19 protein-coding genes and 2 tRNA genes are annotated in these 24,349 nt (G+C 54.0%); 2 read left to right on the forward strand and 19 right to left on the reverse strand.

Annotated elements, in window-relative coordinates:
- Positions 1–24 precede the first annotated feature (24 nt).
- Positions 25–1,203, forward strand: a complete 1,179-nt coding sequence (locus tag CEK60_RS16255) for an acetyl-CoA C-acetyltransferase (RefSeq protein ID WP_089039912.1) — start codon at positions 25–27, stop codon at positions 1,201–1,203.
- Positions 1,204–1,283: 80 nt separating this feature from the next.
- Here the strand turns inward: CEK60_RS16255 and CEK60_RS16260 are convergent, their stop codons facing one another.
- From CEK60_RS16260 to rlmE, 16 genes are all read right to left on the reverse strand, one after another.
- Positions 1,284–2,453: an MFS transporter gene (locus CEK60_RS16260; RefSeq protein ID WP_089039913.1), complete on the reverse strand. Its 1,170-nt coding sequence runs from the start codon at positions 2,451–2,453 to the stop codon at positions 1,284–1,286.
- 88 nt (positions 2,454–2,541) lie between these two features.
- Positions 2,542–4,704 (reverse strand): polyribonucleotide nucleotidyltransferase, encoded by a 2,163-nt coding sequence (gene pnp, locus CEK60_RS16265; RefSeq protein ID WP_089039914.1) that lies wholly within the window; start codon positions 4,702–4,704, stop codon positions 2,542–2,544.
- Between the two features lie 137 nt (positions 4,705–4,841).
- Entirely contained in the window at positions 4,842–5,111 is a 270-nt protein-coding gene (rpsO, locus tag CEK60_RS16270; RefSeq protein WP_009723734.1) for a 30S ribosomal protein S15, read from the reverse strand.
- Positions 5,112–5,230: 119 nt separating this feature from the next.
- Positions 5,231–6,151 (reverse strand): tRNA pseudouridine(55) synthase TruB, encoded by a 921-nt coding sequence (gene truB, locus CEK60_RS16275; protein ID WP_089039915.1) that lies wholly within the window; start codon positions 6,149–6,151, stop codon positions 5,231–5,233.
- Positions 6,151–6,567, reverse strand: a complete 417-nt coding sequence (rbfA, locus tag CEK60_RS16280) for a 30S ribosome-binding factor RbfA (RefSeq protein ID WP_038480714.1) — start codon at positions 6,565–6,567, stop codon at positions 6,151–6,153. Before rbfA ends, truB begins: the two co-directional genes overlap by 1 nt.
- Positions 6,568–6,584: 17 nt before the next feature.
- The gene (infB, locus tag CEK60_RS16285) at positions 6,585–9,128 is read right to left on the reverse strand and encodes a translation initiation factor IF-2 (protein WP_089039916.1); all 2,544 of its coding nucleotides are present in this window, start codon (positions 9,126–9,128) and stop codon (positions 6,585–6,587) included.
- A 26-nt stretch (positions 9,129–9,154) separates the two neighbouring features.
- Positions 9,155–10,669 (reverse strand): transcription termination factor NusA, encoded by a 1,515-nt coding sequence (gene nusA / locus CEK60_RS16290; RefSeq protein ID WP_009723738.1) that lies wholly within the window; start codon positions 10,667–10,669, stop codon positions 9,155–9,157.
- Positions 10,670–10,739: 70 nt separating this feature from the next.
- On the reverse strand, positions 10,740–11,201 hold the full coding sequence (gene rimP, locus CEK60_RS16295) for a ribosome maturation factor RimP (RefSeq protein WP_030074116.1): 462 nt from the start codon (positions 11,199–11,201) through the stop codon (positions 10,740–10,742).
- Between the two features lie 295 nt (positions 11,202–11,496).
- Positions 11,497–11,573 (reverse strand) — tRNA-Met (locus CEK60_RS16300).
- A gap of 164 nt (positions 11,574–11,737) precedes the next feature.
- A tRNA-Leu gene (locus CEK60_RS16305) sits at positions 11,738–11,824 on the reverse strand.
- Positions 11,825–11,858: 34 nt separating this feature from the next.
- Positions 11,859–12,218, reverse strand: a complete 360-nt coding sequence (gene secG, locus CEK60_RS16310) for a preprotein translocase subunit SecG (protein WP_009723741.1) — start codon at positions 12,216–12,218, stop codon at positions 11,859–11,861.
- A 4-nt stretch (positions 12,219–12,222) separates the two neighbouring features.
- Positions 12,223–12,972, reverse strand: a complete 750-nt coding sequence (gene tpiA / locus CEK60_RS16315; protein ID WP_089039917.1) for a triose-phosphate isomerase — start codon at positions 12,970–12,972, stop codon at positions 12,223–12,225.
- Between the two features lie 125 nt (positions 12,973–13,097).
- On the reverse strand, positions 13,098–14,447 hold the full coding sequence (glmM, locus tag CEK60_RS16320; RefSeq protein WP_089039918.1) for a phosphoglucosamine mutase: 1,350 nt from the start codon (positions 14,445–14,447) through the stop codon (positions 13,098–13,100).
- Positions 14,444–15,361 carry a dihydropteroate synthase gene (gene folP / locus CEK60_RS16325; RefSeq protein ID WP_089040952.1) on the reverse strand — a complete coding sequence of 306 codons (918 nt, stop codon included), beginning with the start codon at positions 15,359–15,361 and terminating at the stop codon, positions 14,444–14,446. Before folP ends, glmM begins: the two co-directional genes overlap by 4 nt.
- A gap of 107 nt (positions 15,362–15,468) precedes the next feature.
- Positions 15,469–17,466 (reverse strand): ATP-dependent zinc metalloprotease FtsH, encoded by a 1,998-nt coding sequence (gene ftsH / locus CEK60_RS16330; protein WP_089039919.1) that lies wholly within the window; start codon positions 17,464–17,466, stop codon positions 15,469–15,471.
- 244 nt (positions 17,467–17,710) lie between these two features.
- Complete coding sequence (rlmE, locus tag CEK60_RS16335) at positions 17,711–18,358, reverse strand: 23S rRNA (uridine(2552)-2'-O)-methyltransferase RlmE (protein ID WP_083000710.1); 648 nt, start codon at positions 18,356–18,358, stop codon at positions 17,711–17,713.
- Positions 18,359–18,472: 114 nt separating this feature from the next.
- Here rlmE and yhbY point away from each other — a divergent pair, with 114 nt between their 5' ends.
- Positions 18,473–18,799, forward strand: a complete 327-nt coding sequence (yhbY, locus tag CEK60_RS16340) for a ribosome assembly RNA-binding protein YhbY (protein ID WP_089039920.1) — start codon at positions 18,473–18,475, stop codon at positions 18,797–18,799.
- Between the two features lie 132 nt (positions 18,800–18,931).
- Here yhbY and greA read toward each other — a convergent pair whose 3' ends face one another.
- From greA to carA, 3 genes are all read right to left on the reverse strand, one after another.
- Positions 18,932–19,408, reverse strand: coding sequence for a transcription elongation factor GreA (gene greA / locus CEK60_RS16345; RefSeq protein ID WP_009723748.1), 477 nt, complete (start codon positions 19,406–19,408; stop codon positions 18,932–18,934).
- Positions 19,405–22,635: a carbamoyl-phosphate synthase large subunit gene (gene carB / locus CEK60_RS16350; protein WP_089039921.1), complete on the reverse strand. Its 3,231-nt coding sequence runs from the start codon at positions 22,633–22,635 to the stop codon at positions 19,405–19,407. The genes greA and carB overlap by 4 nt, the downstream gene beginning before the upstream one ends.
- Before the next feature lie 72 nt (positions 22,636–22,707).
- Positions 22,708–23,853, reverse strand: a complete 1,146-nt coding sequence (gene carA / locus CEK60_RS16355; RefSeq protein WP_198361524.1) for a glutamine-hydrolyzing carbamoyl-phosphate synthase small subunit — start codon at positions 23,851–23,853, stop codon at positions 22,708–22,710.
- Positions 23,854–24,349: the final 496 nt, after the last annotated feature.

The raw sequence follows: 24,349 nt of genomic DNA on the forward strand, positions 1-24,349 counted from the left end.
GTTACTTACCCAAGGAGTCATCATATGCAAGACGTGGTTATTGTCGCCGCTCGCCGCACCGCCGTAGGAAGCTTTGGTGGATCACTCGCTGGCATTCCTGCTAGCGATTTAGGTGCATTGGTTATTAAAGACATTCTCGCCTCTACCGGCGTTGCCCCAGAGCAAATTGATGAAGTGTTGCTAGGCCAAGTGCTGACCGCTGGCGTAGGTCAAAACCCTGCGCGCCAGGCGGCTATCAAAGCTGGTCTGCCTGATGCCGTTCCAGCCATGACGATCAACAAGGTATGTGGCTCAGGCCTCAAGGCCCTGCACTTGGCTACCCAAGCCATCCGTTGCGGTGACGCCAGCGTTATTCTGGCAGGTGGACAGGAAAACATGTCTGCGTCCCCGCATATCCTGCCTAACTCGCGTAACGGTCAGCGCATGGGCGACTGGAAAGCGATTGATTCCATGGTTCACGACGGCCTGTGGGATGCATTCAACAACTATCACATGGGTATTACCGCGGAAAACCTGGCGGATAAATACAGTATCACTCGCGAAGCGATGGACGAGTTCGCGGCGGCCTCGCAACAAAAAGCCGCGCAAGCTATCAGAGATGGTAAATTCAAAGGCCAGATCGTTCCTGTGGAAATTCCGCAGCGCAAAGGCGATCCAGTGGTGTTTGATACGGATGAGAACCCACGGGAAGTTACCGCTGAGAAGCTAAGTGGTATGCGCCCGGCGTTCAAGAAAGACGGCACCGTTACCGCCGGTAACGCCTCCTCCTTAAACGATGGCGCTGCCGTGGTGATGCTTTGCTCAGCAGAAAAAGCCAAAGAACTTGGCTTAGAGCCACTGGCACGTATTGCCGCTTACTCTAACGCTGGCGTTGACCCGGCAATTATGGGCATTGGCCCAGCCCCAGCCACCCGCCGCTGCCTCGAAAAAGCGGGCTGGAGCCTGGACGACCTGGACCTAGTAGAAGCTAACGAAGCATTCGCTGCTCAAGCGCTTTCAGTCAACAAAGAGTTGGGCTGGGATGTCAGCAAAGTGAATGTGAATGGCGGTGCTATTGCACTAGGCCACCCGATCGGTGCTTCTGGCTGCCGCATCTTGGTCAGCCTACTGCATGAAATGATTGCGCGTGATGCTAAGAAAGGCCTAGCCACCCTGTGTATCGGCGGCGGTCAAGGTGTTGCACTGGCGATTGAACGTCCCTAAGCCCTACGTTTAGTGCGCTTAAACGCCATGCCCCCGCTACTAAGAGCGGGGGCATTTTTTACGGTTTATGTTGCAACGCCCTAGCGACGCTTCTCACCCACAATGCTTGAAGGCGTTCGCCATACCAAAAACGCCCCCAGCAGGAATAGCCCCGATGCCGCCCACATAGCAATCGGCAGGCTAGTGCCATCGACGATACGTCCACCAAACATGGCCCCTAAACCAATCGACATATTAAAGGTAAAGGCCATCAGCGCGGTGGCTGCCTCGGTATTAGGTGCCGTACGTATAATCCAGGTTTGAATACTCACTGACACGCTGCCAAAAACAGCCCCCCATACCATTAGCAGCAGGACGCCGCTGATAGGCTGAACACCCAGCAGCGGGAAAACAGCCACAACTAACAGTAACAGGCTAGGAATGGCCAGCACCGCCCGATAAGGGTGACGCCCAGCAAAGATACCTGCCGCGATATTACCCAAAATCCCGGCCGCCCCATATAGCAACAGCAAACTGCCAACATGGCGCTGAGCCACGCCACTAATCTCCTGCAGAATGGGGCTAATAAAGGTATAAGCAGCAAAGTGCCCAATAACGACAAAGCCAGTGGTTAACACCGCGACACGCACACCACGATTGCTAAACTGCTGCGCTAACATACGCAACCGTACCGGCTCTCTTGGCGGCAGTGGCGGTAGCCAACACCAAAGTGCAATGGCGGTTAAAAGACTCAGCCCGCCTAGCGCGCCAAACGCCACCCGCCAGTTGCTCAGGTCCCCAAGCAGCGTGCCTAACGGCACCCCCAATACCGACGCAGCGGCCACACCACCGAAAATAATCGTCATGGCCTTGGCAACCTGATCGCTGGGCACCAGCCTTGGGGCAATACTGCCCGCAATGGCCCAAAACCCGCCGATACTAATGCCCACCAACACACGGGCTGCCAGAAGTAAGCCAAAGTTGCTGGCCACTGCTGAAAGCGCGCTGCCAATCACCATCACAATCATCATCACCGTGAGCATGACACGTCTATCTAAACGGCCTACCGCTACCGGCAACAGCGGCGCAGAGAAAGCAGCAACCACTCCCGGCACGGTCACCATAAGGCCCGCCATACCTGGCGTGACACCCATTGACGACGCCACCTGGGACAATAACCCTATAGGCAGTTGCTCAGCTGTCACCAATAAAAAAATGCCGATCATCACGGCCACTACCGCCCACCAACGCGGCGCTTGCTCCTTCTCCATGTTCTCTTCTCTTTTCCTATACTGCCTATAAAACGACACCGCCCCCACAACTGAAAGCTGCGGGGGCGGCCGTTACGTCTACATCGCTTTAGTTAGCGACGTCCGCCTCGGCAGCGGCAAAAGCTGCTTTCTCTTCCTCGGTGATCTCTTTGATTGAGAGTTTCACACGATTGCGGTTGTCGATATCCAATACTTTCACAATCACATCATCGCCTTCATTTAAGAAGTCGCGCACGTTGTTAACGCGCTCGGCCACAATTTGCGATATGTGAACCAAGCCGTCAGTACCCGGCATGATATTAACGAAAGCGCCAAAATCCGCAATGCGAACTACTTTACCGTTATAAAGCTTACCAATTTCCGCCTCTGCGGTAATTGCCAGCACGGTATCGATCGCTTTTTTGGCTGCGGCTTTATCTTCGGCGTAGATGCGCACGGTGCCATCATCATCCAAATCAATAGAGGCGCCGGTATCTTCGCAAATTTTACGGATCGTCGCGCCGCCTTTACCAATCACATCACGGATCTTGTCCGGATCGATTTTAATCGTCGCCATGGACGGAGCATTTTCCGACACATCCGTACGACTTTGGCTGATCACGTCGTTCATCTGAGCGAGGATACTGAGGCGAGCATCATGGGCCTGCTGCAGCGCTTTCTCCATGATCTCTTCATTGATGCCTTCAATCTTAATGTCCATCTGCAGAGCAGTAACGCCCTCTTCAGAACCGGCAACTTTGAAGTCCATATCGCCCAGATGATCTTCGTCACCCAGGATATCGGTCAATACCGCATAGCCGTCTTCATCTTTCACCAAGCCCATGGCAATACCGGCCACCGGTGCTTTTAATGGTACACCAGCATCCATCAGCGCGAGCGAGGAGCCGCACACTGACGCCATGGAGCTAGAACCGTTAGATTCGGTGATTTCCGATACCACACGGATGGTATAGGGGAAAACGTCTTCTGACGGCAGCATCGCTTGAACGCCACGGCGTGCTAAACGGCCATGGCCGATTTCGCGACGCTTCGGGCCGCCCATAAAGCCGGCTTCACCAACACAGTAAGGAGGGAAGTTGTAGTGCAGCATAAAGCGGTCTTTACGCTCACCTTCTAGGGACTCGATCAGCTGCGAATCGCGCAGGGTGCCCAAGGTAGCAATGGCGATGGCCTGAGTTTCACCACGGGTAAATACTGCCGAACCGTGTGTCTTAGGCAGTACACCCACCTCAATCGCTAGAGGACGTACAGTGGCATTGTCGCGTCCATCAATACGGGGCTCGCCTTTCACGACACGAGAGCGTACAACGCGCTTTTCAAGGCCAGCAAACGCACCTTTCACGTCATCTTTGCTGAACTTACCTTCTACTTCTTCGCCTTCAGCAGTGGCCAACTGTTCAACCGCTTCATCTTTCAGCGCTGACAGCGCATCTTGGCGAGCCATTTTGTCAGTAATGCGATAAGCATCACCTACCTTGGCTTCAAAGGCATCGGCCATGGCCGTTTTCAGTGCTACATTTTCTTGGGCCGGCTGCCAATCCCAACGCGGTTTGCCAGCTTCAGCGACCAGCTCTTTAATCGCGCTAACGGCTACCTGCATTTCTTGGTGACCAAACAGCACGGCACCGAGCATTTCGTCTTCAAGCAGTTCCTGAGCTTCCGACTCCACCATCAATACCGCGTTTTCGGTACCGGCAACAACCATGTCCAGCTCTGAGGTAGTCAGCTCTTCAACGGTTGGGTTTAGGAAGTAGCCCTGCTCTTCATTAAAGCCCACACGTGCCGCGCCAATCGGGCCGTTGAACGGCACGCCAGCAATACCCAGCGCTGCCGAAGTGCCCAGTAGGGCTGCGATATCGGGGTCATGATTACGATCAGTCGACAGAACAGTACAGATAACCTGCACTTCGTTCATAAACCCTTTAGGAAATAGCGGACGGATCGGACGATCAATCAGACGCGAGGTAAGGGTTTCTTTCTCAGTAGGACGCCCTTCGCGCTTAAAGAAGCCGCCGGGGATCTTGCCCACTGCGTAGGTTTTCTCTTGGTAGTGTACCGAGAGTGGGAAGAAAGGCTGATTGGGGTTTGCTTCTTTTTTAGCCACAACCGTACACAGTACGACGGTTTCATCCATGGTCACCATAACGGCGCCAGTGGCTTGGCGAGCAATACGCCCAGTTTCTAGGGTGACGGTGCTACGACCGTATTGAAACGTTTTTTTTACCGGATTCACGGCGACTTCCTTTAACATTAATATCTACTTGTCTTTTCGCTTGGGTCGTTTTGACTCGCCACCATTCTAGGCGCTGTGGCGCCATACGGCTACCAGAAACAAAAAAACGGGCAGCCCACAAGGGGCTGCCCGTTTTTGATCGTTGCCGTTAACGCTTAACGACGCAGACCTAAACGCTGAATCAGAGACTGATAGCGTTCAAAATCTTTACGCTTCAGGTAATCCAACAGCTTACGACGCTGGTTTACCATGCGGATCAGACCACGACGAGAGTGGTGATCCTGCTTGTTGGTTTTGAAGTGGTCCTGCAGGCCATTAATGTTGGCGCTCAGCAGTGCAACCTGAACTTCAGGGGAACCGGTATCGTTATCGCCGCGGCCGTATTCGTTGACGATCTCGGCCTTCTTCTCAGCGGTTAATGCCATCTGTCTCTCCAGTAAGCAATATGCCTAAAATTGAATGGGTGAGACCACGCATATTTGCAGTCTCATGCAACTATCTTCACGTACAATTTTCGCGCAAATCGCTACATCCTTGCAACGCTTTACGAGATAGCGACGGTACTTAACAGCCGCTTGGGAGCTACTTCCTGCGCCCCTTTTACAACGCCAAGGCCGATAAACGTCTCAGCGTAATAAAGTCTTGCCAGCGCCTCAGGCTCAAGCGCACCAATGGCTAAGCTAGCCGATTGGCCGTGTGCAAGACGCCCGTAAGCCGTTTCATCCACCGTCAGCGACGGCAAATGATCAACCAGCACATCCGCAGGCATTAGTTCAGCCTCGCGGGTGGCTTGGTCTGCCAGCGCCTCAAGGCCCTCCAGTGTCCACATTGCATCGCCAGTAAAGGGCCCCGTTTTGAGCCTTCTCAACTGGCTAATGTGGGCACCACAGCCCAGCGCATGACCAATATCTTCAGCCAAGGTGCGAATATACGTGCCTTTGCTGCAACTGACTTCAATCTCAAAGGCAGTGCCCTCGAAAGCAAGCAGCCGCGCATCATACACGCTTACTCGCCGCGCTGCACGCTCAACGTGCTTACCCTCACGGGCAAGCTCATAAAGCTTTTTGCCTTGATGCTTCAATGCCGAATACATCGGCGGCACTTGGTCAATCTCGCCGTGAAAGCGAGCTAGGACTGACTCGACATCCTCGGCCGTTAAGCGGGGGATCTCGCGCTGCTCAATGACCGTGCCTTCGGCATCACCGGTGTCTGTAATCACGCCCAGTTCAACACGGGTGCGATACATCTTGTCGGCTTCTAACAGGTGCGCGGAAAACTTAGTAGCTTCCCCAAGGCAAATAGGTAACAAGCCTGTTGCCATAGGATCCAGCGTGCCGGTATGACCGGCTTTTTGCGCCTCAAACAGACGACGCACACGCTGCAGCGCATGATTGCTGGAAATGCCCTTAGGCTTATCCAGCAGCAATACGCCATTAACCGGCAATCCGCGACGGCGACGTGCCATTAGCGCGTCTCCTCACCATTGTCATTGTCGCTACCCTCTTCATCATCCTGTTGACGTGCGCGGTCAGTTGAAACCGCTTCGTCGATCAGTGATGAGAGGTGCTGGCCGCGTACCACGCTTTCATCGTAATGAAAGCGCAATTCAGGTACGTGACGCAGCTTAATACGTTTGGCAATTTGGCTTCTTAGAAAGCCTCCAGCGCGCTTTAGCACCTGCAGGTTTTCTTTGATACGCGCGGGATCTTGCTCACCCAATAAGGTGACATAGATATCGGCGTAGCCAAGATCACGGCTAACGGTCGCGCCGCTCACCGTGATCATGCCCAAACGCGGGTCTTTTACTTCGCGCTGGATCAGTACTGCCAGCTCCTTTTGGAGCTGGTCAGCAACTCGGTCGGTACGCTTAAATTCGCGCATGATTGCTCCTCGCGGCCTTACAGGCTGCGCTCGACCTTCACTTGGTCAAAGACTTCGATCTTATCGTTGACCTGAACATCGTTGTAGTTCTTCACGCCGATGCCGCATTCCATGCCATTACGCACTTCTTGAACGTCATCTTTGAAGCGGCGCAGCGACTCGAGCTCGCCTTCGTAAATCACAACGTTGTCACGCAGTACACGGATACGCTTGCTGCGCGATACGGTGCCTTCGACAACCATACAGCCAGCCACTGCACCAATTTTCGGTGCGCGGAACACATCGCGTACTTCGGCCACGCCCACGATCTCTTCTTTCCACTCGGGAGCAAGCATACCGCTCATCGCCTGCTTAACCTCATCGATCAGCTGGTAAATAACGCTGTAGTAGCGCAGATCCAGACCTTCACGTTCGATGATTTCACGAGCAGCCGCATCAGCACGGACGTTGAAGCCGACGACGATGGCCTCAGAAGCAAGCGCCAAGTTGGCATCGGTACCGGTGATACCACCAACACCCGAGGAGACCACGGCAACTTCAACTTCACCGGTGGAGAGTTCTTCCAGGGCGCCTTTGATAGCTTCCAGCGAACCTTGAACGTCGGCTTTCAGAACGATGTTGACCTTGGCCACTTCGTCTTGGCCCATCTGGCTGAACATGTTCTCCAGCTTGGCCTTCTGCTGACGTGCCAGGCGCACTTCGCGGTATTTGCCTTGACGGAAGTTAGCCACTTCACGGGCTTTCTTCTCATCGGCAACGACCATGAAGTCATCACCTGCATCCGGCGTGCCATCCAAACCTTGGATTTCGACCGGCATCGCAGGGCCAGCGGTATCCACTTGCTTGCCCAGCTCATTGGTAAGCGCACGAACGCGGCCGTAATGCAGACCGGCAAGAACGATATCGCCTTTCTTCAGCGTGCCGTTTTGTACCAGAACAGTGGCTACCGGACCGCGACCTTTATCAAGGCGCGATTCAACAACAACGCCTTTACCAGGTGCGGAAGGTACAGCCGTCAATTCAAGTACTTCTGACACAAGCTGAATGGCTTCCAACAGCTCTTCGATGCCATCGCCAGTCTTCGCAGAAACGTGAACAAACTGGGTGTCACCACCCCATTCCTCTGAAATCACGCCATGCTGCGAGAGCTCATTACGAATGCGGTCCAGATCGATGCCCTGCTTGTCGATCTTGTTCACCGCCACCACCATGGGTACTTCAGCAGCTTTGGAGTGTTCGATCGCTTCAATCGTCTGGGGCATTACGCCGTCGTCAGCAGCAACAACCAGGATAACGACGTCGGTCGCCTTAGCACCACGGGCACGCATTGCGGTAAACGCCGCGTGGCCAGGGGTATCCAGGAAGGTAACGCCGCCGTGGTTGTCTTCCACGTGGTAAGCACCGATGTGCTGGGTAATACCGCCCGCTTCGCCAGTGGCGACTTTCGCGCGACGGATATAATCCAACAGCGATGTTTTACCGTGGTCAACGTGACCCATAACAGTGACCACCGGTGAACGAGTGATCTCTTCGCCTTCGTAGGAGATGCCTTCCAGCATTTCCGTTTCCAGCGCATCGTCTTTCACCAGCTTGACCTTGTGGCCCATCTCTTCCACAACGATAGCCGCAGTATCCTGATCAATCGTTTGGTTGATGGTCACGGCCGCGCCCATGTTGAACATGGCCTTGATCACTTCATTGGCCTTGATCGACATTTTGTCGGCCAGCTCAGCAACGCTGATTGACTCAGGAATCGAGACTTCACGAACGATCGGCTGAGTCGGCTTTTGGAAAGCATGCTTGCCGTTGCCACTCTGGCTGGCACCACCACGACGACCGCCGCGACGCTCGGCACGTTTGACTTTCTTACCGCCACCACCGCGCTTACGCTCTTCGCGGTCGCCACGATCCTCATCGTCACTACGGCCTTTTTTCTTAGCCGCTGCCTTTTTAGGCGGCGCTGTACGACGATCCGTGCGGCCTTCTTTCGGCGGCGCGGGCGGCAAATCATCAGGTGCCGGGGTATCGTCGATTTGCAGCTCAGGCACAGCGATATCGGGCACTTCAGCCGCTTTTGCCTTGGCTTTCTCTTCCTCGGCTTTACGTGCAGCCTCTTCCGCTGCTTTCGCTTTAGCCGCTGCCGCCTTCTCTTCAGCTTCGCGGATATCGCGAGCTTTACGCTCGGCTTCCGCTTCTGCCATATCACCTACCAGCTGACGCGGGCCAGAATGCTTAGGCTCAGGCGCCTTCGGCTTATCGTCTTCAGCGCTCTTAACGTACGTTTTCTTCTTACGCACCTGCACTTCGATCGTTTTGCCACGCTCGCCCGTTTTAATACGGCTACGGGTTTTACGCGTCAACGTAATGCGGTTTTTGCTAGCATCGCTGTCACCGCCGCCGTGGCTTTTTTTCAAAAAGCTGAGCAGCGTTTGCTTATCGTCTTCAGACACGGCGTCGCTTTCTGATGCATGTTTTAAACCAGCTTCTTTCATCTGTTCCAATAGGCGGGGCACATCACGGCCCACCTTTACTGCAAAATCTTTAACTGTCATATCCGACATAGTGACCCTCCTCAGCCCGTGACCTTTTACTGTGTGTTCGAATCCGATACGCCATCGTCTTCAAACCAGGGCGCACGGGCAGTCATGATCAGTGCCGCTGCGCGCGCTTCGTCCAACTCCTCGATATCGACCAGATCGTCGACAGACTGCTCGGCGAGATCTTCCATGGTGACGATGCCTCGGCTAGCCAGAATGAAGGCCAGGTGGCGCTCCATGCCGTCCATGTCCAGCAGATCGTCTGCTGGTTGGGCACCGTCTAGCGCTTCCTCCGAGGCAATGGCCATCGTCAGCAGCTCGTCTTTCGCTCGTGCGCGCAGCTCTTCCACCAAATCTTCATCGAACTCTTCGATTTCGAGCATCTCTTCAAGCGGCACGTAGGCAACTTCTTCCAGGGTGGTGAACCCTTCTTCTACTAATAGGCGGGCAACGTCTTCGTCCACTTCCAGATGCTGAACAAAGGAGTCCACCAGGCTATCAATTTCCTGCTCACGTTTTGACTCAGCTTCATCTTCGGTCATCACGTTAATACGCCAGCCGGTTAGCTCAGAAGCTAAGCGTACGTTCTGGCCGCTACGACCAATGGCCTGCGCCAGATTGTCTTGAGCAACGGCAACGTCCATGGCGTGAGCATCTTCGTCAACCAGGATAGACGCCACATCGGCAGGTGCCATGGCATTTATCACCAACTGCGCTGGGTTGTCGTCCCACAGCACAATATCGACACGCTCATTTTGCAGCTCTGACGACACTGCCTGTACGCGAGAACCGCGCATACCAACACACGCCCCAACAGGATCGATGCGGCGGTCGTTAGTTTTAACGGCGATTTTGGCCCGCGAGCCAGGGTCGCGCGCCGCACCCTTGATTTCAATCAGCTGTTCAGCAATTTCCGGCACTTCAATTTTAAACAGCTCAATGATGAACTCAGGACAGGTACGTGACAGCTGTAGCTGTGCACCACGCGCCTCTGGATCAACTTTTACTAGCAAGGCGCGTACCCGCTCATTCATGCGGTAGCGCTCACCGTGAATCATTTCGTTACGCGGCAAGAACGCTTCAGCGTTTTCACCCAGGTCGATAATCAATCCGTCACGCGTGGTTTTCTTGACGATACCTGCCACTAACTCGCCTTCGCGGTCAGCGTACTGACGAACCACTTCAGCGCGTTCGGCTTCACGTACCTTTTGCACGATAACCTGCTTTGCAGTTTGCGCAGCGATACGGCCAAACACGGCATTTTCAATCTTTTTCTCAACCACATCGCCTAGTTTCAGCGGCGGATCACGCTGCTCGGCGATGGTTTCTTTAATTTCATAATCAGGTGTTTCAAATTCGTCATCTTCGACAACGGTCCAGTAGCGGAACGTATCGTAGTCGCCCGTGCGGCGATCGATATGAACGCGCACATTGGCTTCTTCCTGATCAAAACGCTTGCGTGACGCGCTAGCTAGCGCGGCCTCAACCGCCTCAAAAATAACATCGCGGGGGACGCCTTTTTCGTTAGAGATCGCGTCCACGACCATTAAAATTTCTTTACTCATGCGTTTGCCTCGCCAGAAAACCTGTCCTTTTGTGCATCATCCCGGCAGCCTGCCGGAAGCCGCCACCCGTTTATTCGTCGAATTGCGGGACGACGTGCGCAGAATCGATGCTTTCGATTGGAAAACAGTACTCTTCGCCATCCAGCTGTAGCAGTACTTCATCGCCTTCGACACCAGCGAGAAGGCCTTGGTATTTACGCCGTCCATCAAAAGCCACGCGCAATTTGAGCGCAACGTGGTGGCCTTGATAACGAATAAATTGATCCAGGGTATATAAGGGACGTGCCATACCAGGCGACGAGACTTCCAAGCGGTATTCGCCAGGAATGGGATCTTCCACATCCATAACGGCACTGACTTGGCGACTAATATCAGCGCAGTCTTCCACGCTGACGCCACTTTCGCGTTCGATATAAATTACCAGCCGCGAATGCTTGCCCTGGGAAAGATGGTCGATACCCCATAGCTCAAAACCCATGGCGGCTACGACAGGTTCGATCAGCGCGTGAAGCGCAGCGTGTTTTGTGGCCACAGACAAAGCTCCTATAGCCGTTGCATCAGGCACCTGGCCAGGAGTTGAATGAGAAGCTAGGTGGCTGATTGGCGTTACCCGGAAATGTGTCTCTGGCAATTCGGAAGACATCCGCTCTGGAGACACTCTTGGCTCTCGAAAAGCTACTAACAAAAAGCCCCTTCACAGGAAGGGGCTTTTCGAAAGAAACCTGTAATACCACCTAATAACATGACTTGGCTTTCGCCCTTGCCCAACCAACATCAAGATTAACTAACATCAAGACTTTTCAGGCGATTAACATGTTACTAGTAAATGGTAGCGGGGACCGGATTTGAACCGATGACCTTCGGGTTATGAGCCCGACGAGCTACCAGACTGCTCCACCCCGCATCAATCTAGGTCGACGATAATAGACACTTGAACCACTTTCGTCAACCTTTCTTTTCAAGTGCATTTTTCGTCTTAGATGCCAATCCCTACTTTTTGACAATAGCCCTTTAATGAAGCTTATTTGACAAAACAACTCTGGGAAGCTGGCGAGCCAGCAAAACAGATGGTGCCGAAGGCGGGACTTGAACCCGCACGACCATACGGTCACTACCCCCTCAAGATAGCGTGTCTACCAATTCCACCACTTCGGCAACAGGGGAGGCTAAAAAAAGCAGTATCAATATGTTACTCGCTGCTTTCCTCTAGCACTGGCGCGGTATTATCCATACTTGCAGGGCCATCGTCAAGCGTTGGAATATTGCGCTGCTGCTCAATTAGCCGAGAGTCGGGAATACCCGCTTCGGGCGCTTGTCCTGCCTGGGTCGCAAAATAAGCCAATGCCATTGAGGTAACAAAAAAGCCGGCGGCTAAAAGTCCCGTTGCGCGAGACAAAAAGTTACCGCTACCCCGCGAACCAAACACAGTTTGCGATGCCCCTCCACCAAAGGCGGCACCCGCTTCGGCACCTTTACCCTGCTGAAGCAGGATGAGCACAACCAAGGCGATCGCAATCACCACGTGAACCATAAGAATTGCAACTTGCATGGGATTATCCTGCTGACTGACAAATGGCGTAGAAATCGTCGGTTTTGAGCGAAGCACCGCCCACTAAACCGCCGTCGATATCCGGTTGAGCAAGCAACTCAGCCGCATTATTTGCATTCATGCTGCCGCCGTAAAGCAACTTAAGCTGCTCGGCTAGCGTTTTATCAAACCCGGCCTGGTAGGTACGAATACCGGCCATTACTTCCTGAGCCTGCTCAGGCGTTGCTGTGCGGCCTGTCCCAATTGCCCATACGGGCTCATAGGCAATAACAATCTTAAGCCGCTGCGCTGGTTCCAAACGCGCCATTGCATAGCCAACTTGCCGCAATACAACATCCATCGTGCTACCGGCATCGCGCTCTTCTAGGGTTTCACCCACACAAAGAATCGGCGTGATGCCGACATCAAGCGCGGCTACCAAGCGGTCAAACACCTGCTCATCACCTTCTTTGTATAGCTGGCGACGCTCAGAGTGACCAACCAGCACATAGGCCACATCAAACTCTTTAAGCATACGCCCGCTAATCTCACCCGTATGCGCACCTGAGTGCTGAGGATTGAGCGTCTGCGCCCCTAGCTGTAACGGCGTATTTTGGAAAGCACTTCGTGCAGCTTCCAAATAAGGAAACGGCGGAATAACTACAACGTCGATATCATTAGGCAGCTTGGACGCGGCGAAGGCGTCTCCGAACGCTTGAATCAACGCCGTGGAGCCGTTCATTTTCCAGTTACCGGCAATTAATGGCGTACGCATCGATTATCCTCACTCAAGGTGGAGCGAAATGGTATAGGAGCGGCCTTGTCAAGACAACCGCTGTTATACAGGTTAGTTAGTTGGGGCGTGGCAAGCATACTCGCCTATCAAACACATTTACCAAGCTAGCTGAGCAACGCCTGGACCTGATCGGCAAGTTTATGCGCTAGACGGTCAACATCCAGGTGAGCCCGCCCTTCCACCATCACTCGGATTAGCGGCTCAGTGCCCGACGGCCGTAGCAACACTCGGCCCTGGTCACCCAGCTCATCTTCAAGGGCAGCCACCGCTTCGAGTAGCGGCTTTGCCGTCATAACATCTTTTGCGTTGGTACCCCCAGGCAGCCTGACGTTAACCAGCGACTGAGGTACCTTTTCCAACCCCGTCAAGAGAGACAGCAGCGGCTTCTGCTCTCGTACCATCAACGCCAACACTTGCAACGCTGAAACAATCCCATCGCCCGTCGTTTGAGCATGGCCACATACAATATGACCTGATGACTCGCCTCCCAGCTCCCAGCCGTTGGCAGCCATCATCTCCATGACAAAACGATCACCCACTTTCGCGCGCTGAAAGGGAATCCCCAGCCGCTCCAGCGCCATGGCAAGCCCGAAGTTGCTCATCAGAGTGCCCACCACGCCACCTTCAAGCAGTCCCCGCTCATGACGATCTCGGGCAATCAGGTAAAGAATATCGTCGCCATCCACCTCACGGCCATCGGCATCTACCAACAGCACTCGATCTCCATCACCATCAAAGGCAATGCCTAAATCAGCACCTTGCTGAATCACCGCTGCACGCAGCGCTGCGGGATGGGTAGACCCCACTTGATGGTTAATATTCACCCCATCAGGAGAAGAACCAATTACGCTAACATCAGCGCCTAGCTCACGAAATACGTTTGGCGCAATGTGGTAGGTAGCCCCATGAGCACAATCCAATACCACTTTTAGACCGTGCAGGCTGAGACGATCAGGTAACGTCGATTTGCAGAATTCGATATAGCGCCCGGCAGCATCGTCAATGCGCGTCGCTTTACCCAACTGAGCCGCGCTCGCTGTTGTCAGAGGCGCATCAAGCATCGTCTCAATGCGATCTTCAATCTCGTCGGGTAGCTTTTTACCCTCGGCAGAGAAAAACTTAATGCCGTTATCATCAAACGGGTTATGCGACGCGGAAATCACTATCCCAGCGTCGGCGCGAAAGGTACGCGTTAGATAGGCGATCCCCGGTGTAGGCATTGGCCCCAGCAACGAAACATCGACACCTGCGGCAGATAGCCCCGCTTCCAAGGCTGACTCAAACATATAGCCAGAGATGCGCGTATCTTTACCAATTAACACACGCGTGCGGCCTTTTTCACGGCGCAACACCTGGCCCACCGCCCACCCCAGCTTGAGCATAAAGTCGGCAGTAATAGGCGCTTGCCCAACCGTACCGCGAATCCCATCGGTACCAAAATAACGTCGCGTCATGGCGCCATCTCCTTATTTAACGGCGGCTCGCAGCCTTCCTGAAGCACCGCCCATGCCATATCCACGGCATCTACCGTGGACCCGACATCATGCACGCGCAAAATATTGGCGCCCCGTTCAACCGCCATGGCTGCTAGCGCAAGACTTCCGGCCAAGCGCTCCTCCACCGGGCGACCCAACACTTTACCAATCATGCTTTTCCGCGACATCCCCACTAACAGCGGCAACTCCAGCGCCTGAAGTTCATCCATATACTTCAGCAAGCGCAGGTTATGTTCAATGGTTTTGCCAAAACCAAAACCAGGATCTACCAACAGACGGCTACGGCGAATTCCAGCGGCTTCACACGCCGCTACCCGCTCAGCAAGATAGTCGGCAACCACTCGCTCAACTGGCTGACCATAATAGGGCGACTGCTGCATATCCTGGGGCTCACCCTGGCGATGCATTAAGCACACTGGCAGGCCAGTGCTTGCTGCAGCGCCCAGTGCACCCTCGCGCTCTAGCGCTCGCACATCGTTAATCATACCAGCGCCAAGCGCGCTTACTTCTCGCATAACGGCAGGGCTACTGGTATCCACTGACACCAGCGCATCTAGCTCGTGCACTAACGCTTCAACCACAGGTGCCACGCGATCTAACTCTTCTTGCTCTGATACAGGGCTAGCCCCTGGCCTTGTCGACTCCCCGCCCACGTCGATCATCGCGGCCCCTTCCGCCAACATTTGTTCAGCGTGGCGCAACGCGCTATCTAGACCAATGTGTTGCCCGCCATCAGAGAAGGAGTCCGGCGTAACATTCAGAATACCCATTACCCGTGGAAACGAAAGATCTAATGAATGGCGCCCACAGCGCAGGTGATATGCGCTATCCGCTGCCCGTGAAGGCGATGAAGAGTCAACTATCGGTTTCATGCTGCGGCCTACTAAAAGAAAAAACGTGTTTGCAATGGCTTCACAGCATAACAAAAAGGCGCCCCGTTATGGGGCGCCTTTGCTAACATCTCTAACACTCGCACACGTTAAGGACCTGCGGGACCGCCTAACGGGTCAGAAGGACGACGGCGTGGCTGGTCATCATCCTCTTCGCCATCGTCGCCAGATGCATCAGAAGGCGTACCGTCAGCCTTTTCCTCCGCCTTCTCGTCACCAACACGCGTGCCGCCGCCAGATGAATCACCATCGTTCCAGCCTTCTGGCGGACGCGGATCGCGCCCCTCCATAATATCTTTCAGCTGATCAGCATCGATGGTTTCGTACTTCATCAGCGCTTCGGCCATCGCATCTAGCTTGTCGCGATTATCTTCCAGAATCTGGCGTGCCTGCTCGTAACACTCGTCGATAATCTTGCGCACTTCTTTATCGAGACGAGACGTCGTTTCGCCAGATTTTAGCTTACCGCCACCCTGACCAGGGCCACCAAGGAACTGGTGGGACTCATCCTCGTCGTACATGATCGGGCCCATCTCATTCGATAGCCCCCATTTAGCGACCATGTTATGGGCCAGCTCGGTGGCGCGCTTGATATCGTTTGAAGCACCCGTTGTCACACCGTTAGCACCCAGCGTCATCTCTTCGGCAATACGTCCACCAAACAGCGAGCAAATCTGACTGAGAATTTGCTGGCGAGACAGGCTGTAACGATCTTCTTCCGGCAAGAACATGGTGACGCCTAGCGCACGGCCACGCGGGATGATCGTCACTTTGTAAACAGGATCATGCTCCGGCGCAACAAGGCCAATAATGGCATGACCTGATTCGTGATACGCCGTGTTGAGCTTCTCTTTATCGGTCATAACCATCGATTTGCGCTCAGCGCCCATCATGATCTTGTCTTTAGCAAGCTCCAGCTCTTCCATGGCAACCAAGCGCTTGTTACGACGGGCGGCAAACAGCGCTGCCTCGTTGACCAAGTTCGCAAGATCCGCACCAGAGAAGCCTGGCGTACCGCGCGCAATCAGCTGCGGCTTAACATCATCTGCCAGCGGCACTTTACGCAGGTGAACGCCCAGAATGTGTTCACGACCACGAATATCCGGCAGCCCAACCGTTACTTGACGGTCGAAACGACCCGGACGCAGCAGCGCAGGATCAAGCACGTCAGGACGGTTAGTGGCCGCAATGACGATGACCCCTTCATTAGCTTCGAAGCCATCCATCTCTACCAGTAACTGGTTGAGTGTCTGCTCACGCTCATCATTGCCGCCACCCATGCCAGCACCGCGTGAACGGCCAACCGCATCGATTTCATCAATAAAGATGATGCAAGGCGCTTGTTTCTTGGCTTGCTCAAACATGTCACGAACGCGTGAAGCACCAACGCCCACAAACATCTCAACAAAGTCTGAACCAGAGATAGAGAAAAACGGTACTTTGGCTTCGCCCGCAATGGACTTGGCCAGCAGCGTTTTACCTGTTCCTGGCGGACCTACCATCAATACACCGCGCGGGATCGTGCCACCCAAACGCTGGAATTTAGTAGGATCACGCAAGAAGTCTACAAGCTCTTCAACTTCTTCTTTCGCCTCGTCGCAGCCTGCAACATCGGCAAATGTGGTCTTGATCTGATCTTGGGAAAGCAGTTTGGCTTTCGACTTACCAAAGCTCATGGGACCGCCTTTACCGCCACCGGCTCCACCCTGCATTTGGCGCATAAAGAACATAAAGATGGCCAGAATAAGCAGAATCGGGAAGCTCGCAATCAGCAAGCGCGTCCAGATGCTTTGTTGTTCCGGCTCTTTACCGACAACGGTCACGTTATTGCTTAGCAGATCATCCATCAGCTTAGGATCTTCCGCCGACGGGCGGATGGTCTGGAACTGAGAACCGTCCGTACGCTCACCAATGATGGTATAGCCATCAATCGTGACACTACGTACCTGCTGATTTTGCACCTGCTGCACAAACTGAGAGTAGTTGGTGGTTTGCGGTGCGCTTTCCGTACTGAAATTGTTGAACACTGTCAGTAGAACGGCCGCGATGACCAACCACAGAATCAGGTTCTTCGCCATATCGTTCAAGGGGCTACCCTCATTACAAGAATCCGTCAGTTAACCGTCAATACTCAGACCTTACACTAGAGCTTAACGTTCAACCATTGCCAAAGCACATTTTGCTTTGGGCCATCTGTGTCACGCTCGTCCAATGTGCATAATGTGACACAATTTACGCCTGCCTGTCTGGCAATCGTGGTGATAAATCTTTGCTATTACCCGCCAGTATCTACACGCTCGCACTCACTGACGAGTACAGGGCCACGTCTCGCTAGCCTCGAAATCCTTCCGCTAAAAAATAGACTTCCCGCGAGCGCGCCCTCGAAGCATCCGGCTTGCGAGTCACAACACGATCAAAGCTACTTCGGAGCTCTTTCAAATAGGTATCAAATCCTTCGCCTTGAAATACCTTAGCCAGAAAACGCCCGCCAGGCGGTAGCGTTTCTCGCGCAAGTTCCAAAGCGAGTTCAACAAGGTACATTGCCTGTGGCTGATCAATAGCCGCCATACCACTCATATTGGGGGCCATATCGGACATCACAAGGTCTACCTGACGATTTCCTAAACGTTCAAGAATCGCGTTAAGCACGCTCTCTTCAGTAAAATCGCCCTGGATAAAGTCAACGCCGGCTAGGGCATCCATCTCTAATATGTCTGACGCTATCACGACACCGTCAGGCCCCACCTTTTCTGCGGCAATTTGACTCCACCCCCCTGGGGCAGCGCCTAGATCAATTACCGTCATGCCTGGGCGAAACAGCTTATCCTTTTCATCAAGCTCAAGCAGTTTATAGCTTGCACGGGAGCGATAGCCATCTTGCCAGCGTTGTTTCACATACTGATCGTCGAAATGTTCTTTCTTCCAGTTGTTGCTGGTCTTGCTCACTGAATGTTTACGGCTTGGGGGCTTTTGCTGCATGTGGGAATCTAACACTGGAATAAGAGATGGGCGCATTCACGCGATTGCTTTCACTTAACGGCATTTCACCGTAAGATGGAGCGTTAAGCGCTAACCGGGATACCGCAAGATACCATGAGCTTGTCACAGGCACAAAAGAAAGCATTTCGTAGCATTGGCCATCACCTTAATCCAGTGGTCACCGTTTCTGAGAACGGCGTCTCCGAAAATTTGCTCGCAGAACTCAGCCGCGCGCTCAACGATCACGAGCTCATCAAAGTGAAGCTCGCTATTCCCGAGCGGGAAGACCGCGTCGCGGCGCTCAATGAGCTAGTCGCCGACAGTAACGCCGAGCTAGTACAAACCATTGGCAAAATGGCGCTGCTCTATCGCCACAACCCAAAGGTAAACCCCAAGCTTTCCAACATCACGCGTTTTGAAAACCACCACGGACGGCATTAACCCACACGTGACTCGTTAAACAACGCATGAACGCATGATACTAAAAGGCCCGCGACGTCACCGTTACGGGCCTTTTAGTGTGCCTGGACTGCAGGCGCCATCAAGACGCCTGCCCCGCGTCACCGCGGTAAATCAGAGATGTTCAACACTCTCAATTTCGTACTCAACATCGCCACCAGGTGTTTTTACCACCACCACATCGCCTTCTTCTTTGCCAATCATTGCTCGGGCGATAGGTGAGGTCACAGAAATGCGCCCCTCTTTAATATTGGCTTCGTCTTCACCAACAATGCGGTAGGTAACGCTGGCGTCGCTATCCAGATTCAGCAACGACACGGTAACCCCAAAGATCACCTTGCCGGTTTTGGGCAGCTTAGTAACGTCGATGACCTGCGCACCTGAAAGCTTGCTTTCAATTTCCTGGATACGGCCTTCAATAAATCCTTGCTGCTCGCGAGCGGCGTGGTACTCGGCGTTCTCCTTGAGATCGCCATGTTCACGCGCTTCAGCAATAGCAGCAATAACTTGAGGGCGGGCTTCGCCCTTCAAGTGATTAAGCTCTTCGCGAAGACTTTTTTCTCCCGCTACCGTCATCGGGACCTTGTTCATTGACTTGCTCCTGCATGCAGATCCTGAAGGCGCCGCACCGTAATCTCCCTACCGTACTCAAGCGCCATGCAAACAGCATTAGCGCCCGCCAAGGTGGTCGCATAGGGCACCTTGCGCGCGAGAGCAGTACGGCGAATAATTGAAGAGTCGTTAATAGCCTGACGACCTTCAGTCGTGTTCACGATGTAGGCGATTTCGTCGTTCTTCAACAGATCGACAATATGGGGACGGCCTTCGTAGACTTTATTGACGTGCTCCACTTCCAGTCCAGCAGCTTCAAGTGCTGCCGCTGTACCGCGCGTTGCACATAGTGTGAAGCCCAATGTTAGCAGAGAACGCGCCACTTCGATAATCCCTTGCTTGTCGGGCTCGCGTACTGAAAGGAACGCTTTACGCTCGCCATCCAATGCTGGAATGGCTTCGCCAGCGCCCAACTGCGCTTTAAAGAACGCTTCTGCAAAGGTCTCGCCAGAGCCCATCACTTCACCCGTCGATTTCATCTCGGGCGACAGAATCGGGTCAACACCCTGGAACTTGTTGAACGGGAAGACCGCCTCTTTCACGCTATAGAAGTGCGGGATAATTTCGCGCTCAAAGCCCTGCTCGGCCAGAGTTTTACCCGCCATGCAGCGCGCAGCGATCTGCGCCAAAGAAGTGCCGATGCACTTAGACACAAACGGTACGGTACGCGACGCACGAGGATTAACCTCGATGACATAAATTTCGCCATCCTGCCACGCTAGCTGCACGTTCATCAGACCTTTAACGCCCAGCTCAACGGCCATTTTCTTGACCTGCTCGCGCATTTCATCCTGCACATCGGCAGGCAGCGAGTAAGGCGGCAACGCACAGGCGGAATCACCAGAGTGAACGCCGGCTTGCTCAACATGCTGCATAATGCCGCCGATCACCACCTGCTGGCCGTCCGACACAGCGTCGATATCAATTTCGATCGCGGCACTCAAGAAGTGGTCAAGCAAAACGGGAGAGTCGTTAGACACCTTCACCGCATTGGTCATGTAGTTTTCAAGCTCGGAGGCGTCATAAACGATCTCCATCGCACGACCACCCAGCACATAGCTAGGACGCACCACCAGCGGGTAGCCGATGGCCTCCGCCTTGGAAAACGCCTCTTCAAAGCTGCGGGCAGTGGCGTTGGGCGGCTGCTTCAAGCCTAGCTTATCGATCATCACCTGGAAGCGCTCGCGATCTTCAGCGCGGTCAATGGCATCCGGCGTGGTACCAATAATCGGCACGCCTGCCGCCTCTAGCTCACGGGCAAGCTTCAGCGGCGTTTGACCACCGAACTGCACAATCACGCCAACAGGCTTCTCTTTGTCGGCAATTTCCAACACATCTTCCAGCGTCACCGGCTCAAAGTAGAGACGATCAGAGGTGTCGTAGTCGGTAGAAACGGTTTCCGGGTTGCAGTTGACCATGATGGTTTCATAGCCATCATCGCGCATGGCAAAGGCGGCATGAACACAGCAGTAATCGAACTCGATACCTTGACCGATACGGTTCGGGCCACCACCCAATACCATAATTTTCTGACGATCAGAGACGTCCGCTTCGCACTCCTCTTCATAGGTGGAGTACATGTAAGCGGTGTCTGAGGCAAATTCCGCCGCACAGGTGTCAACGCGCTTATAAACCGGACGAATGCCCGCTGCTTGGCGCGTTTTTCGGAACTCTTTTTCAGACACGCCCAGCAGCCTGGCCAAACGCGCGTCACCAAAGCCTTTGCGCTTAAGCTGGTACAGCTCGCGAGCAGAGAAATCGGCCAGGGCGCGCTTGGCGACGGCATTTTCAGTCAACACCAGGTCTTCCAACTGCACCAGGAACCAAGGGTCGATATTGGTGAGCGCAAATACCTCATCGACACTCATTCCAGAGCGCATGGCGTCAGCCACGTAGAAAATACGCTCGGCACCAGCGGCCTGCAGCTCGCCCTGAATGATCGCCATGTTATCTGGCGTGAAATCGGTGATGATCGGATCAAGACCGTCGTTACCGGCTTCCAGACCGCGCAGCGCTTTCTGCAGCGACTCTTGGAACGTACGGCCAATCGCCATCACCTCGCCCACCGACTTCATCTGGGTGGTCAGGCGGTCGTTTGCCTGAGGAAATTTCTCGAAGGTAAAGCGCGGAATCTTAGTGACGACATAGTCGATTGATGGCTCAAACGACGCGGGCGTGCGGCCACCGGTAATATCGTTTTGCAGCTCATCCAAGGTGTAACCCACCGCCAGTTTCGCGGCGATTTTGGCAATCGGGAAACCAGTAGCCTTAGATGCCAGCGCCGACGAGCGCGATACCCGCGGGTTCATCTCGATAACCACCAGGCGGCCGGTTTTCGGGTCCATACCAAACTGTACGTTGGAGCCGCCGGTTTCCACACCAATCTCGCGCAGCACCGCGAGGCTGGCGTCACGCATGATCTGGTACTCTTTGTCGGTCAGCGTTTGCGCTGGCGCGACGGTAATCGAGTCACCGGTGTGAACGCCCATAGGATCGAAGTTTTCAATCGCACAGACAATGATGCAGTTGTCATTCTTATCCCGCACCACTTCCATCTCGTACTCTTTCCACCCCAGCAGCGATTCGTCGATCAGCAGCTCGTGGTTATTGGAAAGCTCGAAACCGCGGGTACAAATCTCTTCGAACTCTTCTTTGTTATACGCCACGCCGCCGCCGGAGCCGCCCATGGTGTAAGAAGGACGAATAATGGTCGGGAAGCCTAATTCAGCCTGAATTTCCCAGGCCTCATCCATGGTGTGCGCCACCTTGGCTTTCGGGCACTCCAAACCAATGCGCTTCATGGCTTGATCGAACAGATCGCGATCTTCAGCCATATTGATGGCATCGGCGTTGGCGCCGATCATCTCGACGCTGTACTTTTCCAGTACGCCATGCTTTTCCAGGTCAAGCGCACAGTTGAGCGCTGTCTGACCACCCATCGTGGGTAGAATCGCGTCCGGGCGCTCGGCCTCAATAATTTTTTCAACCGCTTGCCAGGTAATCGGCTCGATGTAGGTGGCATCGGCCATGGCCGGGTCGGTCATGATGGTGGCCGGGTTGGAGTTAACCAAAATAACCCGGAACCCCTCTTCACGCAGCGCTTTACACGCCTGGGCGCCAGAGTAGTCAAATTCGCAGGCCTGGCCGATGACAATCGGGCCAGCGCCAATGATAAGAATGCTGTTGATATCGGTACGCTTAGGCATAACGGTTCCCGCAAAATAGGTGACGATGAGCGACAAAAAAACGGCGTTACATGGCGGCGATCAAGGGCAGCGTTAGCGACGCGCCTGCATCATGGTAATAAAGCGATCAAACAGCGGCGCCACATCACGCGGGCCAGGGCTAGCTTCCGGGTGACCTTGGAAGCTAAACGCCGGGCGATCAGTGCGCTCGATTCCTTGCAGCGTGCCATCGAACAGCGAACGGTGCGTGGCACGCACGTTGGCTGGAAGGGTCGCTTCATCGGCAGCAAAGCCGTGGTTTTGGCTGGTAATCATTACCGTGCCGGTGTCTAAATCCTGCACCGGATGGTTAGCACCGTGGTGGCCGTGGCCCATCTTGATGGTTTTCGCACCCGAGGCCAGCGCCAGCAACTGGTGACCAAGGCAAATGCCAAATACCGGCGTATTGGTTTCCAATACGTCCTGAATCGCCTTGATGGCGTAATCACAAGGTTCGGGGTCACCGGGGCCGTTAGCCAAAAAGATACCATCCGGATTCATCGCCAACACGTCAGCCGCAGGCGTTTGTGCCGGTACAACCGTCAACCGGCAGCCGCGCTCGGCCAGCATACGTAGGATGTTAAATTTCACACCAAAGTCATACGCCACCACGTGGTAAGGACGCTCACCTTGGGAAGCATCAGCATAGCCCTCGCCCAGCGTCCACTCGCCTTGGGTCCATTCGTAAGCCTCTTTGCACGAGACTTCCTTGGCCAGATCCATGCCCTTCAACCCGGGAAATGCCTTCGCTGCCGCCAGCGCCCGCTCTACCGCATCATCGCCCTCTGCTTCTGCACCCGCCAGAATCGCACCGTTTTGCGCACCTTTATCACGCAGAATGCGCGTTAAACGGCGAGTATCGATATCCGCAATGCCCAGCACATTTTGGCTTTTTAGATAGTCAGAGAGGCTTTGCTCTGAACGGAAACTGCTGGCCAGCAGGGGTAAATCACGAATCACCAGGCCCGCTGCGGCAATCGATGCAGATTCCACATCTTCCGAATTAATGCCGGTATTGCCGATATGAGGATAGGTCAGCGTGACGATTTGGCGGGTGTAAGAAGGGTCAGTGAGGATTTCCTGGTAGCCGGTCATGGCTGTATTGAACACCACCTCACCGCTTGTGACGCCATCCGCGCCAATGGCAATGCCATGAAACACACTGCCATCTTCCAGGGCCAATATCGCGGGTTTGCTCAATGCGGGGTTATTCAAGACAAGTTCTCCCATGCTGGTGGGAGCCTGTGGGCGCAGGCTCGGCGATCCGGTTTGTCGGCGTTTGCGTGCAAACGTCGGGTCGTAAAAAAGCGGGACGAAGCCGATAGTAAAAAAATCGGTTTCATCCCGCTTGTTGTTCTCTTCCGTGGCGAATGGCCATGGCGCAGCATTTAGCTGACTGTTTTCTCTAACCTAAGGCCAGTGCAACAAGCGCGGTGCTTACCCTACAGCGATTCGTTCGCTGCAGATATTTTGCTGCTTTTTGCAGCCACTGGGCCAAAATTTTTGGAATGTTACAGGATTTATCGACCTTAGGCTAGCCCTAAAACTACCAGCAACTTTATATGCTCCATTTTACCCCTGCAATCAATATGCCACGACCTTCAGGTCATTGATAAATGAGGAGGATAGAAGTCGCCCCAAAATTTTTTGTGTACGCAATTAATATATTTGGTTGCCTTCTTGATGTTTTTTTGTC

Origin of the sequence: Halomonas sp. N3-2A (genome assembly GCF_002216165.1) — a bacterium.
GTDB lineage: Bacteria > Pseudomonadota > Gammaproteobacteria > Pseudomonadales > Halomonadaceae > Vreelandella.